Genomic DNA, 14,309 nt, shown 5'->3' on the forward strand with positions numbered 1-14,309 from the left:
TGCCACGAGGGGCCGGGGAACCGGGCCCTAGAATCGGCCACGTGATGAACACGCCGCCCCACGACCCTGTTCCCCCCGCCCCCGAGGACCCCGGCACGGAAGGCACGGAAGGCACGGAGGTGGCCGAGCTGCGTCCCCCGTTGCGCCGTGTCAGCCCCCGGGCGGTGGGCGTGTGGACGCTGCGGCTGCTCCTGGGCTCGGTGTTCAACCTCCTGCTGTTCTCCGCGGCGGCCTGGGCCGTCTCCGCGCTGGGCTGGGCGTGGGTGCCCGACTGGGCGCGCGAGCACGCCTGGAAGGTCCCGCTGGTCTACGGCGTCTACGCGCTGCTACAGGTCGCGATCGTGCCCTCGTGGCGCTACCGGGTGCACCGCTGGGAGGTGGCCGACGACGTGATCTACACCCGCGAGGGGTGGATCAGCCGGACCTGGCAGCTGGTCCCGGTGAACCGGCTGCAGACGGTCGACCACACCCAGGGATGGCTGGAGCGGCTCTTCGGCGTGGCGACGCTGAAGGTGCAGACCGCCTCCTACGCCGGTTCGTCGGGCATCGAGGGCCTGGACGAGGAGGAGGCGCGCGTGTTGAGCGAGCGGCTGGCCGTGCGCGCCGGAGCGCTGCGGGGGGACGCCACCTGATGTACGACGACGGCGCGCGGACCCCGGGACGGCGGGACCAGGACGGCGGCGGCTGGGTCGTGCCCGGACGCACCCCGAGCGGGGACGCCCGAGGTGAGGCGACCGGGGCCGCGCCGAGGGAGCCCGTGCCGGGCGAGGCTGACCCGCGGACGGAGGGCAGGGCCGGCACGGCCCCCGCCTCCGTCCCGGACCGAGGCGGTGACCCGCCCCGGGAGACGTCTTCAGGCGAGGGCCCGGATCAGGGCGGACGCTCCGCTCAGGCCAGGGCTCCGGATCAGGGCGGCGGCCGGGACCAGTGGACCGGCCGGGACCAGGGCACGGATCCGGATCAGGGCATGGCCGCGCACCAGGGCACAGGCTCTGCTCCGGGCGCCGTCTCCTCTCCTGCCCAGGCCCCGTCCGCGGACCGCGCCCCGGCCGGAGCGCACACGCCGCCCGACGACGCGGCCGACGGGACGCCCGCGCGCGACTGGTGGGGCGAGAGCGACTCCGCGTTCCCCGTGGCCGAGCCGGTCCGCCGGCTGAGCCCGCGCAGCATGGTCGTCGGCCCGATCAACCAGCTGCGGAACCTGGTCGTGCCGATCGCGGTCGGCCTGTTCGTCGGCGGCTTCAACCCGTGGGTGATCGGGGCCAGCGCCGCGGCCGTGGTCGCCCTGCTCGCCGGCGGCCTGGTGACCTGGCGCACCGTCTCCTACGAGGTCGGACCGGAGCGCCTGGAGATCCGCAGCGGGCTCGTGCGGCGCTCGCGGCGCACCATCCCCCTGGAGCGGGTGCGGGGTGTGGACGTCACCAGCACCCTGCTGCACCGGCTGCTCGGCGTGGCGGTGGTGCGGATCGAGGCCGCCGCCGGGGCGCCGGGAGGCAGTGAGGACGGCAAGCTCGACGCCGTGGACGCGGCCGAGGCCGAACGGCTGCGCCGGGTGCTGCTGGACCGCCGGGCCGTCCTCGCCGACGACGCACCGGAGTCCGGGACCCGGGGCGGCCGGGATGCGGAGGGGAAAGGCCCGCGGGACGCCGCCGCGGTGGCGGCCGGAACCCCGGCCGGTAACGCTGCCGGTGGCAGCACGGCCGACGACACGGTGACGCACTTCTCGATGCGGCCGTCCTGGTACCTTTACGGCGCGCTCAGCCTCGCCTACCTGCTCACCCCGTTCGCCCTGCTGGCGACCCTGTTCGGTGTCATCCAGCAGTCGGCGGGCGACCGGGCCGCCGACTTCGTGCTGGACTGGGTGACCACCACCGACCGCGGCCTGCTCACCGCGCTGTCGGCGATGGCCGTGGGCGTGCTGGTGCTGCTGATGCCGGTGTTCGCGGTGGTCTCCTACTCGTTCACCCACTGGGGATTCTCCCTCCGCGAGCGCGACGGGTCGCTGGTCGCCGAGCGGGGTCTGTTCACGCGGCGCAGCGTGACGCTGGAGAAGCGCAGGATCCGCGGCCACGAGCTCCTGGACAACCCGTTGGAGCGCACGCGCCGGGCGGTGCGGTTGCGGGCCATCGTCACCGGTCTCGGCGATGCCGCCAACCGGGCCGTCCTGCTGCCGATCGGGCCCCGCGCGGCCGTCGAGGCGGTCCTGACCCGGGCGCTGACGCCCTTCCGCGGATCGCTCACCCCCCATCCGCGCGCGGCCCTGTACCGGCGGTGGATCCGCGCGGTGGGTCCGTTCGTGGTGCTGGCCGGCGTCGGTCTGGTGGTGGAATGGACGTGGCTGGTGGTCGTCGCGTCCGTGTTGGCGCTGGTGGGCGTGGCCCTGGGCCTGGACCGGTACCGGTCCCTGGGCCACGGCTACGACGGGACCATGCTGAGCGTGCGCTCGGGGTCGCTGCGCCGCCGGCAGGCCACCGTCGAGCGGTCGGCCGTGATCGGGTGGACCTGGACGCAGACCCTCCTGCAGCGGCGCGCCGGCCTGGCCGACCTCCAGGTGACGGTGGGCGCGGGCGAGGGCGGCTACACCGCCATCGACGCCTCCCAGCGCAGGTCGGTGGCCTTCGCCGCCGGCGTCACCCCGGAGATCGTGCGCCCGTTCCTGGTGCGGCCGCCGACCGGCGGGGAGGGCCCGGGACACACGCCGAAGGGGTGACCTGCGGCCGTGCCGCGATCACCCCTCGTCGTCGGTGGGGGCCTCGCCCCTCGCCCCTACTCGCCCTTCTTGGAACCGAACATGATCTCGTCCCAGGAGGGGACCGAGGCGCGTCGGCCCCGCCCCTTGCGCTTGGCCGGGGCCGGCTCGGCCGCTCCGCTGGCCGGGGCGGCGGCCGGCGGGGGCTCGGGAGCCGCGCGCCGGGGCGCGGCTCCGGTGTCGTTCAGGTCGATGGTGGCCCGTCGGCGGCGCGCCGGGCGGGCCGGGGCGGGCGTCTCGGCCGCGGGCGGAGCGGACTCCTCCGGGCGGGCGGGCGGCGCGTCCTGGGGCCAGTCCGGCGCGGGGCGGCGGCGCGGCCGCTGCTGGGCCGGCTCGGCGCGGGCGGCGGGGCCGGGGTCCGCGGCGCGGTCGTCGCGCAGCGGGTCGGCGGGTGCGGGACGGAAGGACTCCACGGGCGGTTCGGCGCGGCGTTCGTACCGGTCGGCCGGTCGCTGGTCGGCGGCACGCAGGCCTGAGGCCTCCTCGTGCACCGGACCCAGCGGCCTGCGCCGGGGGCGGTCGGCTTCGCGGTGCCGTTCGGTGTCGGAACCGTACGCGGAGTGTTCGCCCTCGCGCTCGCGTTCGGCGCGGGGGTCGGCGGCCGGCCGCAGCGGGTCGTCCGCCGAGGTGTCCGCGGCGTAGGGCCGGGGCGCGTCGGCGCGGCGGTCGGCCGGGGTCGCGGAGTCCACGCGCGGCGGCTCGGCGACCTCGCCGCGGCGCGGCATGAAGGGCGTGACGTTGGTGCCGGGCGCGGGAACCGGGTCCAGGGGATCGGCGGAGGAGAACCGGGCGGCCTCCTCGTCGGCGGGGGAGACGCTGTTGTGTCTGGGCTCGTACAGCCAGTGCGCGACCCGCTCGGTCCCACCGTGCAGGTAGACGAGCTTGAGCTGCCAGGTGCGGTCCTCGCGCTTCCACGAGTCCCACTCGGCGTCCCCCGTCTCCAGCTGGTGGGCGCCGATCCGCTTGGCGACGAGCTCCCCGAGGGAGGGGCCGGGCGCGGCGTCGCCGTGCGAGCGCACGGTCGCACGCTGGGCCTGTTGCGCGATGTACTCGCGCTCCTGGAGGACGGGCCCCTCGAACCAGCGGACCCGTTCGATGGGTATGCCGGAGATCTCGGAGATGGCCTCCGCGGTCTCGCCGGAGCGAATGCGGGCCTGGATTTCCTTGGGGCGCAACGGATTCTCCACTTCGATCTCGTACTGGCCGAGCCGGGAGAACTGGCCGCGTACTGCGGCACGGAGGCGGTCGTCGACGGGCAGCATGAAACGGGTTCCACGGCCGGTGCTGGCGAGCACCAGGTAGGTGCCGTCCTCGCTCACGGCCACGAGGCGAAGCTCGTGCATCGCCCTCCCTTTCGCGTCCCGTCGAGGAACCGGTCGCACGACCGGCCCCCGCGTTCTCCAAGTCTGGTCGGCCGACAACGGTTCGGCCAGTACCGCGCCCGGCATGTCCGAACTGTGTGCCCGCCTCCCCGTCCGCGGCGTTCGCCGCGGTGGGAGCCGCTCCGGATGCCCGGAGCGCTCACGGTCGCTTCCGTTGCCAATCTTGACACGCGGATCCGTCGGTGACGGGGAGCGGTCGTCGGGAATGTCGTCGTTCCCGTGTGAAGGCTCCGCGGTGATGGTATCGCCCGACGCCCGAACCGCCCCAGGCCCGGAAAAACTCCGATCCCGGACCGTGAGCCTTACACGAGCGGTGGGCCACGCAGCAAATCGACACGCCGATGGAGTTGAGAATGTGATGCTTGTGGTGACATGGCGTTACCGGAACCGGACGGGCCTTAGTCTGAGTTATCCGTCTATGGGCGTTATGCGGCCATTGGGGCCCACGGGTCGTTCGTCCCGTCACGCGCCCGCTCACCGACACCCCCACCGCGCTTTCGCGCGGGCGAGACAGCAGGGAGGACGACCGGATGGGTCGGACCGGACACGACGGGGATCATGAGGACCACGAGCCGGGAGAGAGCGCCGGGGAGATCAAGAAGCGCATCGACCTGAGCCTGTCCCAGGTCGCGGGGGCCGGAGCCGCCACGCTCACCGCGGCCACGGCCGCCTCCTATCTCAACGTCTACGGCACGGTCATCGGGGCGGCCGTCATCGCCATCCTGAGCACCGTCGCCAGCCCCCTGCTCCAGCACTGGTTCTCCCGTGGCGGAGAGCAGGCCAAGCAGCTGGCCGGCAGGGTCAGGACCGGCGAGGCCGCACGCGTGGGCGGGGCCCTCCCTCCGGCCGCGCACGGAGCGGAGCCCGCCCTGGACGCCACACGCACCATGGCCCTGCCCACGGTCGGCGGCGGACCCGGCGGACCCGGCGGACCCGGCGGACCCGGCGGATCCGGCGGCCAGGGCGGTGCCGAGGGGCCGGACACCGGCGCCCCGGACCGCGCGCGTCCGGGCTGGCGCACGGTCGTCGTCCCGGCCGGCGTGGTGTTCGTCCTGGTCATGCTGGTGATCCTGGCCTTCGAGCTGCTCACCGGACGCTCCCTCACGGCGTGGACCAACGGTGTCGACGAACGGACCTCCCCCTCCCTCCTCGGCGGCACGCACGTCACCCAGGAACAGGACGAGACCGACCCCGCCGGCACCGAGGACGCCCCCGAGCAGGACACCGGAACCACCGGCACCACGGACGAGGAGCCCGTGCCCCCGACCTCCGAGACCCAGGCTCCCGACGACACCACCGGGTCCGACGACGGCACCGGCCAGGACGGCGGGATCGACCAGGACGGCCAGGACGAGCAACCGGACCCGGGCGCCACCGCTCCACCGGAGGACGGCGGGGCCGGGGGCGGTGACCAGACGACCGTCCCAGGGGCCGGGGACGACCAGGGGTCCGTCGTGGCCCCCGAGGAGGCGCCGGTCACCCCGTGACGCCGGGGCGGTCCGGCCCGCTCAGCCGAACACCCGGTCCAGGTAGGCGTTGCCGAAACGGCGGTCCGGGTCCACGCGCTCGCGCACGGCCAGGGCCTCGCCCAGCCGCGGGTACACGCCCTCCAGGTAGGCGCGGTCGCGGGTGTGCATCTTCCCCCAGTGCGGACGTCCGCCCACCGAGGTGAACACCGCCTCCAAGTCGGCGAAGTACGCGTCGTAGGGCGTGCCCTGGTACATGTGCACCGCCACGTAGGCCGTGTCCCGCCCGTAGGCGGTGGACAGCCACACGTCGTCGGCCGGAGCGAAGCGCACCTCCACGGGGAAGCTGACCCGGTGGCCGCGCCCGTCGACGATCGACCGGGCCTCGCGCAGCACGTCCGCGACGTGCTGGGCGGGGATGGCGTACTCCATCTCCACGAAGCGCACGTCCCGCACCGAGGCGAACACCCGGTGGGAGGCGTCGGTGTACTCGCGCGCCGACAGCGCGCGGGCGCTGACCTGGTTGACCGCGGGCACCGCCCCCGGATAGCGGCGGCACAGCCTGTTGACCCGCTCGAAGACGGTGTTGGACAGGAAGTCGTCGTCCAGCCACGCCCGCCACGGCGCCAGAGGCCGGGCCGGGCCCGCGCTGACGTTGTTGCGCTTGGTGTTGGTGCTCCCGGTGTGCGGGAACCAGAAGAACTCGAAGTGGTCGTTGCCGGCGCGCAGCTCGGGCAGGCGCTCCAAAACCTCGTCCAGGGGCATCGGCTCCTCCCGGGCGTGCAGCAGGAACGCGGGCCGCACCGCCATGGTCAGAGCGGTGACCACCCCGAACGCGCCCAGCCCGACCCGCGCGGCGTGGAACAGTTCGGGCTCGCGGTCGGCCGAGCACTCCACGACCGATCCGTCGGCCAGCACCAGCTCCAGACCGACCACCTGGGAGGCCATCCCGCCCGCGTCGCGGCCGGTGCCGTGCGTGCCCGTCTGGACCGCGCCCGCCATGGTCTGCACGGCGATGTCGCCCATGTTGGCCAGCGCCAGCCCGTGTTCGGCCAGGGCCTCGTTGAAGTCGCACAGGGGGAGTCCGGCCTCGACGGTGGCGGTTCCCGCGGCGGGGTCCACCGAGCGCAGCCGGGTCAGGGAGGTGGGGGAGAGCAGCAGGCCGTCGGTGACGGCCACGTCGGTGAAGGAGTGGCCGGAGCCGACCATGCGCACCCGCAGCCCCTCGTCGGCGGCGGAGGCGACCGCCGAGACGACCTCGCCGGTGCTGCCCGGCGCCGCCGTCCGCCGGGGGCGGGCCTGGTAGGTGTCGGCCCACGTGTTCCACAACACATCTGTCATGCCACGCGACATTACCCACGAGTCACTTCCAGGGCCAGAGGGCCTGGGGGACGGTTCTCCCGGCCGAAGAGGCCGAGAACACGGCGCGCCCGGCCGGGGGTCGCGCGAGCGGCTCCAGCGGAGCTGGTTTCATAAGGTCCATGAGGCCTTACGACGCGTTTTTGCTGATCTCCTTCGGTGGCCCGGAGGGTGAGGACGAGGTCATCCCGTTCCTGGAGAACGTCACTCGCGGGCGCAACATCCCCCGCGAGCGGCTGGCCGAGGTCGGCGAGCACTACTTCCGCTTCGGCGGAGTCAGCCCGATCAACCAGCAGTGCCGGGACCTGATCGCCGCGATCACCACCGACTTCGCCGAGAGCGGGATCGACCTGCCCATCTACTGGGGCAACCGGTTCTGGGCACCGATGCTCCAGGACACGCTCGCCCGGATGCACAAGGACGGAGTGCGCCGCGTCCTGGCGGTGCCCACCTCCGCCTACTGCAACTGGTCCAGCCGCACCGCCTACGTGGAGGACATCGCCCGTGCCCGCGCGGCCCTGGGCGAGGACGCTCCCGACGTCGACCTGGTGCGCCCCTTCTACGACCACCCCGGTTTCGTCGAGCCCCTGGTCGACCACACCCGCGCCGCCCTGGAAGCGCTCACCGACGAACAGCGCGAGGGCGCGCGCCTGCTCTTCTCCGCCCACTCCATCCCCACGGCCATGGCCGAGGCCGGCGGCGGACCCGAGCTGGGCTTCGGCTCACAGGGCCCCTACGGCGACCAGCTCGCCGAGGTCGCGCGGCTGGTCGTGGAGCGGCTCGACCGCGACCACCCCTACGAGCTCGTCTACCAGAGCCGCAGCGGTCCGCCCAGCCAGCCCTGGCTGGAGCCCGACGTCAACGACCGCATCGAGGAGCTGGCCGCCGAGGGCGTGCCCGCGGTCGTCGTCGTCCCGCACGGATTCGTCTCCGACCACATGGAGGTCAAGTTCGACCTCGATGTGGAGGCCCGCGAGACCGCCGAGCGGCTGGGGATGGGCTACCAGCGCGCGCTGAGCCCCGGTACCCACCCGGCGTTCGTGGCCATGGTGACGGACCTGGTCCGCGAGTACACCGGTGCCGCCGACTCCCAGTGCCTGGCCGCCCTGCCCCGCTGCGCGGAGTGCACCTGCGACCGCTGAGCACGCCCGGGGCCGCTCCCTGCCGTGGCGGGGCGCGGCCACGGCCGGTACCGCCGCGGCCCGAGGGGTCGGGCCGCGGCTGTGGCACAGTGGGTAAACGCTGCTGACACCGCCGCTCGACGGGCGCCGGTGGCCGGCCGCCGCCCCCTGGGAGCGCTCTTGGGGATCCCTATAGAGTCGCCCCACAACCCACGTCGACGGTCAGGAGACTCGTCTTGGTTCGTTCCTGGTACGAACTACCGGAATACCTCAAGCTGCGCCGCGTCAACGGGCTGCGCCTCTCACCCGACGGAACCCGTCTGGTCGCCCCCGTCAGCGGTCTCGCCCCCGACGCCACGTCCTTCCGCAGCGCTCTGTGGGAGATCGACGTCCGGCCGGAGTCCGAGGGCGGGCGCGCGCCGCGGCGCCTGACCCGCTCCACCAAGGGCGAGTCCGCCGCCGACTTCCTCCCCGACGGATCGGTCCTGTTCACCACCGGCCGCCAGGACCCCGAGGCCAAGGCCGAGGACAAGCCCACGTCCGCTCTGTGGCTGCTGCCCGCCGACGGCGGCGAGGCCCGCCAGGTGGCCTCCCGGCCCGGCGGCATCGGCGCCTTCGCCGTGGCCCGCGACTCCGGCCTGGTGGCCTTCGCCTCCGACGTCCTGGCCGACAGCGAGGACGCCGACACCGAGGCCCGCAAGGCACGGAAGGAGGCCGGGATCACCGCCATCCTGCACGAGTCGCTCCCGGTCCGCTCCTGGGACAGCGACATCGGCCCCGACCACCCCCGCTACTTCGTCGCCGACCCGCCGGCCGACGACGACGCCCGCCTGGGCGAGCCCCGTGACCTGACCCCCGACGCCGGCATGGCGCTGCTGGGATCGGGACCCGCGCTCACCCCCGACGGCGCCACCCTCATCACCGAGTGGTCGGTGCCCGTCGAGCGAGGCGCGACCCGCGACGACGTCGTCGCCATCGACATCGCCACCGGCGACCGCACGACCCTGGCCGGCGACCCCGACCACGAGTTCGGCGACCCCGTGGTCTCCCCGGACGGCCGGTCGGTCCTGCTCCAGCGCGGATTCCAGGGCGACTACGACGGCGAGCCCCGCGACCACACCCTCTGGCTCGTGGACCTGGCCACCGGGCAGGGCCGCGACCTGCTCGCCGGGCACGAGCTCTGGCCGCGCGCCTACGCGTTCTCGGCCGACTCCTCCGCCGTGTTCATGGCGGCCGACCAGAACGGGCGCCGCCCCGTCTTCCGGATCGACCTCGCCGACGGCGGGCTCACCCGGATCACCGGCGACCACGGCGCCTACAGCGCGCTCAACCCGTCCCCGGACGGCCGCCACGTCTTCGCCCTGCGCGACGCCTGGGACGCACCGCCCGCCCCCGTGCGGCTGGACGCCGCCACCGCCGACGGCGAGCCCGTCCGCCTGCGCACCCCCGGGTCCGCACCGACCATGCCGGGCACGCTCACCGAGATCGAGACCACCGCCGACGACGGCACCCGGATCCGCTCCTGGCTGGTCCTGCCCGAGGAGGCCTCCGCCGACTCGCCCGCCCCGCTCATGGTCTGGGTGCACGGCGGCCCCTACATGAGCTTCAACGGCTGGTCCTGGCGCTGGAACCCGTGGCTCCTGGCGGCCCGGGGCTACGCGGTCCTGCTGCCCGACCCCGCCCTGTCCACCGGCTACGGCCAGGACATGCTGCGCCGCGCCTGGGGCCGGTGGGGACCGCGCACCCACGCCGACGTCATGGCGATCACCGACGCTGCCGAGGCGCGCGAGGACGTCGACGCCGAGCGCACCGCCATGATGGGCGGCTCCTTCGGCGGCTACATGGCCAACTGGATCGCCGGCCACACCGACCGCTTCCGGGCCATCATCTCCCACGCCTCGCTGTGGGCCCTGGACGGGTTCAGCTCCGTCACCGACTACCCGCCGGTGTGGGAGCGCGAGTTCGGTACGCCGCTGGCCCGGCCCGAGCGCTACGAGCTCAACTCCCCGCACCTGAGCGCCGACCGCATCCGTACGCCCATGCTCGTCATCCACGGGGACAAGGACTACCGGGTGCCGATCTCCGAGGGGCTGCGCCTGTGGCGCGACCTCCTCCTGCACGAGGTCGACGCCAAGTTCCTGTACTTCCCCGACGAGAACCACTGGATCCTCAGTCCCGGGAACGCGCGGATCTGGTACGAGACGATCTTCGCCTTCCTGGACCACCACGTCCACGGCAAGGAGTGGACCAGGCCGGACATGCTCTGACCGCGTGGGCCGGGCCCGGTATCCGGGCCCGGCCCCATCGCCGCCACCGCCACCGCCACCGCCCGGCCGGGCGGGCGGGAGTAACGCCACGACCGGGAGACCACACGTGAGCACCACCCAGTCAGCACCAGACCCCCAGGCCCTGCGCGACCTCGCCGTGAGCGTGGCCGCGGAGGCGGGCGAGCTCGCGGCCGAGGGCCAGGCGGGCATCACCGTGCTCGACACCAAGTCGAGTCCGACCGACGTCGTCACCAAGATGGACCGCGCCACCGAGGACCTCATCCGGGCCAGGATCCTGGCCGAGCGCCCCGACGACGCCGTTCTGGGCGAGGAGGGCGGGGACGAGGCCGGTACCAGCGGGGTGCGGTGGGTCGTCGACCCCATCGACGGGACCGTCAACTACCTCTACGGCGGCCCCGACTGGGGCGTGGCGATCGCCGCCGAGGTGGACGGGGTCGTGGTCGCCGCGGCGGTGAACATCCCCGCGCGCGGGGAGATGTTCGAGGCCGTGCTGGGCGGCGGCGCCCGGCGCGACGGCCGGACGCTGCGCGCCCCCGACGCCGTGCCCCTGGACCAGGCGCTGGTCGCCACGGGCTTCGGCTACTTCGCCGAGCGACGGGTCCAGCAGGCGCGGGTCCTGCTGGAGGTCATCCCGCACATCCGCGACATCCGCCGGGGAGGAGCGGCCTCGGTCGACCTCACCGGGCTGGCCACGGGGCGCTTCAACGCCTACTACGAGCGCGGCCTGCACGCCTGGGACTGGTCGGCGCCCGGCCTGGTCGCCACCGAGGCGGGCCTGCGCCTGGGCGGTCTGCGGGGCGGTCCGCCCAGCGAGGACCTGGTGATCGCCGCCCGCCCCGAGCTCTACGCGGAGCTGGAGGCGCTCCTGGCGCCGCTGGGGGCCGACACCGACGGCTGACGGCCCGCGCGAGGGCGCGGGGCGTCCGAGCCCGGGAACGACACGAGGGGCGGGGAACGGCGTGAGCCGTTCCCCGCCCCTCGACCGTCCCGGTCCCTCAGGATCCGGGCGGTGCCGACGAAGGGGTCGTCAGCAGTGGGTGTCGACGCCGTTGCGGGCCGCGATCCGGTACAGGTCCTCCAGTTCCGCGGCGTGCGTGTCGGCGAGGTGGTCGTCTCCGGCGGCCTGGGCCGACTGGAGCGAACGGTAGGTCTCGTTGATGCGGACCTTGATCGCCGCGAGGAACTCGCCCATGACACCTCTTCCAGGGGTAGGCACCGGTACGGGCAGGCCGCACCGGTGTGCATCCGTGTGTGTACGCCGACGTGTGCGCGACCGCGGCCGCCACGTCCCTGTGCGCGTGCCCGTCGCGTCCCGACCGGTGCGGCCGGGGTCCACGCGTGCGTCCCCTACCTGTACCGCACTGTGACACACGTCAAACCACCGCCCCCCGCGCGTAATACTTCCGTGATCGCCTGCGCGGGCCGGCCCCGCTTCCGTAGTCTGGAAAGGCCGCCGTCACAGGGGGTTCACGCGAGGGGTGTCGGCGCGCCGCGTCCACGCCCACCAAGGGCGGGTCGGGGGTGTCCCATGACACATTCTCCTGTTGTGCCCTGTGCTTACTTGTTTCTTATTCTTGATGTGTCAGTTTTGAGATGTGCGGGGATACGTCGCTGCCGACGGTTGGGGGATTCGTCGGCGGCGGCCCCCCGCGCACGAAGGGAGCTGTGAAGCTCCCGGCCGACGCCCGATCTCCGGGCGGGGCAGGAGTACGGTGGTTTACCGGCTCCTTACCCCGGGTGTGAGACAACGGTTGACGCGGCCGGGACCAAGAACGCCGCTGCCGGTGTGTTGGGGGATGCGCCGGCAGCGGCCCCCTTTTTTCCCAGGCATCAACGCTCGAGAAGGACAACGTGCGCGTACTCGTGGTCGAAGACGAACGGGTTCTGGCCGACGCCGTGGCCGTGGGACTGCGCCGCGAGGCGATGGCGGTGGACGTGGTCTACGACGGCGACATGGCCCTGGAGCACACCGCGGTCAACGACTACGATGTGATCGTGCTCGACCGCGACCTGCCCGGAACCCACGGCGACGACGTCGCGCGCACCCTGGTCGAGGAGAGCTACACCGGCCGGATCCTGATGCTCACCGCCTCCGACGGGGTCCAGGACAAGGTCGAGGGCCTGACCATCGGCGCCGACGACTACCTCGCCAAGCCCTTCGCCTTCGCCGAGCTCATCGCCCGCGTGCACGCCCTGGGCCGCCGGTCGGCCCCGCCGCTGCCGCCCGTGCTGGAACGGCACGGCATCACGCTCGACCCGGCCAACCACCGCGTGCACCGCGACGGCCGCGAGATCGCCCTCACGCCCAAGGAGTTCGCCGTCCTGCAGGTCCTCATGCGCGCGCAGGGGACCGTGGTCAGCGCCGAAGGGCTGCTGGAGAAGGCCTGGGACGAGAACGCCGACCCCTTCACCAACGTCGTGCGTGTCACCGTCATGACCCTGCGCAAGAAGATCGGCGACCCGCCGGTCATCCAGACCGTCCCCGGCGCCGGATACCGGCTGTGAGACCGGGCGAGCGCGCCGAGTCGGACCAGGTCGAACCCACCCGACCCGGCGACACCGGAACCTGGCGCCGCCTGCACACCGCCTCGCCCGACCGGGAGGGCGCCGAGCGCTCCGCGGCCGCCGAGCGGGTGTACCGATTCACCGACAACCTCAGCCTGCGGGCGCGGCTCACGCTCATCTACGGGATGCTGTTCTTCGCGGCCGGGTCCGTGCTGGTGCTGGTCAACTACCTCATCGTCGCGGTCCTGCTCAACGCCCTGCTCGCGGAGGAGGGCGCCGCCGAACTGCTGGCCCAGCGCCACCTCATCGAGGAGGTGCTCACCCACGTCACCCGGTTCTCCCTGCTCGCGCTGTTCCTGGTCGGCCTGTTGGCGGTCGCCCTGGGCTACGCGGTGGCCGGGCGCGCCCTGTCGCCGCTGCAGAAGATCACGCGCATCGCCCGCCGCCTGTCGGAGCGCTCCCTGCACGAGCGCATCGCCCTGTCCGGGCCCGACGACGAGATCCGTGAGCTCGCCGACACCTTCGACGGCATGCTGGAGCGCCTGGACCGGGCCTTCGACGGCCAGCGCCGGTTCGTCGCCAACGCCTCGCACGAGCTGCGCACGCCCCTGGCGATCAACCGCACCCTGCTGGAGGTCGCCCTCAGCGCCCCCGAGGTCTCACCCGACCTCAAGAGCGTCGGCCAGACGCTGCTGGAGACCAACGCCCGCCACGAGCGCCTCATCGACGGCCTGCTCTTCCTGGCCAAGAGCGACCGCGAGCTGGAGTCGCGGACCCGGGTCGACCTCGGAGAGGTCGCGGAGACGGTTCTGAGCCAGCTCTCGGGGGACATCGAGGAGTCGGGGCTGCGGCTGCGCCGGGACCTGCGCCCCGGCGCCGTGGTCGGCGATCCGGTCCTGCTGGAGCGGTTGGCCGCCAACCTGGTGGAGAACGCGCTCAAGTACAACGTCGAGGACGGCGAGATCACCGTCCGCAGCGGCATGTACGAGGGCGTGCCGGCCATCCAGGTGGAGAACTCCGGCAAGGTCATCCCCGCCTACGAGATCGAGGGCCTCTTCGAGCCGTTCCGGCGCGGATCGGGCGACCGGGTGGGTTCGGGCCGCAGCGCCGGACTCGGCCTGTCGATCGTGCGCTCGGTGGTGCGCGCCCACGAGGGCGTGGTGACGGCGTGGCCGCGCGCGGGCGGCGGACTGGTCATCACGGTCTGCCTGCCGCTGGCTCCGCCCGAGGCCCCCGAGCGCCGATGAATCCGGGCGCGGTGCATCGAATCGCACTCGGGCCCGCTTCGTGGTATCTATACGTGTCCGAAGACACGCCCACCCGCGTCACGAGCGTCGACCCCGGGTGGGTATGCTTCCCCGGGCGTGGACACGGAGGGAATACCTCCTGACGTGGGCATGTCTTTGTTTTCGCCCATGGCCGGGGGTTTCTTCCACGCT

Annotated in this window: 11 protein-coding genes; 8 read left to right on the top strand and 3 right to left on the bottom strand. The window is 73.5% G+C overall.

Going from position 1 to position 14,309, the window contains the following annotated elements:
- Nucleotides 1-44: 44 nt before the first annotated feature.
- Nucleotides 45-632, top strand: a complete 588-nt coding sequence (locus DFP74_RS17555) for a PH domain-containing protein (protein ID WP_121188330.1) — start codon at nucleotides 45-47, stop codon at nucleotides 630-632.
- Entirely contained in the window at nucleotides 632-2,710 is a 2,079-nt protein-coding gene (locus DFP74_RS17560) for a PH domain-containing protein (protein WP_233571014.1), read from the top strand. Before DFP74_RS17555 ends, DFP74_RS17560 begins: the two co-directional genes overlap by 1 nt.
- 56 nt (nucleotides 2,711-2,766) lie before the next feature.
- Here the strand turns inward: DFP74_RS17560 and sepH are convergent, their stop codons facing one another.
- Nucleotides 2,767-4,092: a septation protein SepH gene (sepH, locus tag DFP74_RS17565; RefSeq protein WP_121182854.1), complete on the bottom strand. Its 1,326-nt coding sequence runs from the start codon at nucleotides 4,090-4,092 to the stop codon at nucleotides 2,767-2,769.
- 569 nt (nucleotides 4,093-4,661) lie between these two features.
- Between sepH and DFP74_RS17570 the strand changes: the two genes are divergently transcribed.
- Complete coding sequence (locus DFP74_RS17570; RefSeq protein WP_121182856.1) at nucleotides 4,662-5,618, top strand: hypothetical protein; 957 nt, start codon at nucleotides 4,662-4,664, stop codon at nucleotides 5,616-5,618.
- A gap of 21 nt (nucleotides 5,619-5,639) precedes the next feature.
- On the opposite strand, the gene DFP74_RS17575 is transcribed toward DFP74_RS17570, so the two are convergent.
- Nucleotides 5,640-6,938 (bottom strand): D-arabinono-1,4-lactone oxidase, encoded by a 1,299-nt coding sequence (locus DFP74_RS17575; protein WP_121182858.1) that lies wholly within the window; start codon nucleotides 6,936-6,938, stop codon nucleotides 5,640-5,642.
- Between the two features lie 140 nt (nucleotides 6,939-7,078).
- Here DFP74_RS17575 and DFP74_RS17580 point away from each other — a divergent pair, with 140 nt between their 5' ends.
- The 3 genes from DFP74_RS17580 to DFP74_RS17590 all read left to right on the top strand — a co-directional run bounded on the left by DFP74_RS17580 (nucleotide 7,079) and on the right by DFP74_RS17590 (nucleotide 11,263).
- On the top strand, nucleotides 7,079-8,098 hold the full coding sequence (locus DFP74_RS17580) for a ferrochelatase (protein ID WP_199725686.1): 1,020 nt from the start codon (nucleotides 7,079-7,081) through the stop codon (nucleotides 8,096-8,098).
- A 215-nt stretch (nucleotides 8,099-8,313) separates the two neighbouring features.
- On the top strand, nucleotides 8,314-10,344 hold the full coding sequence (locus DFP74_RS17585; protein WP_121182862.1) for a S9 family peptidase: 2,031 nt from the start codon (nucleotides 8,314-8,316) through the stop codon (nucleotides 10,342-10,344).
- Between the two features lie 106 nt (nucleotides 10,345-10,450).
- Entirely contained in the window at nucleotides 10,451-11,263 is an 813-nt protein-coding gene (locus DFP74_RS17590) for an inositol monophosphatase family protein (protein WP_121182864.1), read from the top strand.
- 129 nt (nucleotides 11,264-11,392) lie between these two features.
- On the opposite strand, the gene DFP74_RS33925 is transcribed toward DFP74_RS17590, so the two are convergent.
- Nucleotides 11,393-11,557, bottom strand: coding sequence for a hypothetical protein (locus DFP74_RS33925; RefSeq protein WP_199725687.1), 165 nt, complete (start codon nucleotides 11,555-11,557; stop codon nucleotides 11,393-11,395).
- Nucleotides 11,558-12,216: 659 nt separating this feature from the next.
- Here DFP74_RS33925 and DFP74_RS17595 point away from each other — a divergent pair.
- Together DFP74_RS17595 and DFP74_RS17600 are read left to right on the top strand one after the other, a co-directional pair.
- A complete protein-coding gene (locus DFP74_RS17595; RefSeq protein ID WP_121182866.1) occupies nucleotides 12,217-12,870 on the top strand; it encodes a response regulator transcription factor in 654 nt (217 codons plus the stop codon).
- The gene (locus DFP74_RS17600; protein WP_121182868.1) at nucleotides 12,867-14,117 is read left to right on the top strand and encodes a cell wall metabolism sensor histidine kinase WalK; all 1,251 of its coding nucleotides are present in this window, start codon (nucleotides 12,867-12,869) and stop codon (nucleotides 14,115-14,117) included. The genes DFP74_RS17595 and DFP74_RS17600 overlap by 4 nt, the downstream gene beginning before the upstream one ends.
- The last annotated feature ends 192 nt before the right edge of the window (nucleotides 14,118-14,309 follow it).

Origin of the sequence: Nocardiopsis sp. Huas11, from assembly GCF_003634495.1 — a bacterium.
GTDB lineage: Bacteria > Actinomycetota > Actinomycetes > Streptosporangiales > Streptosporangiaceae > Nocardiopsis.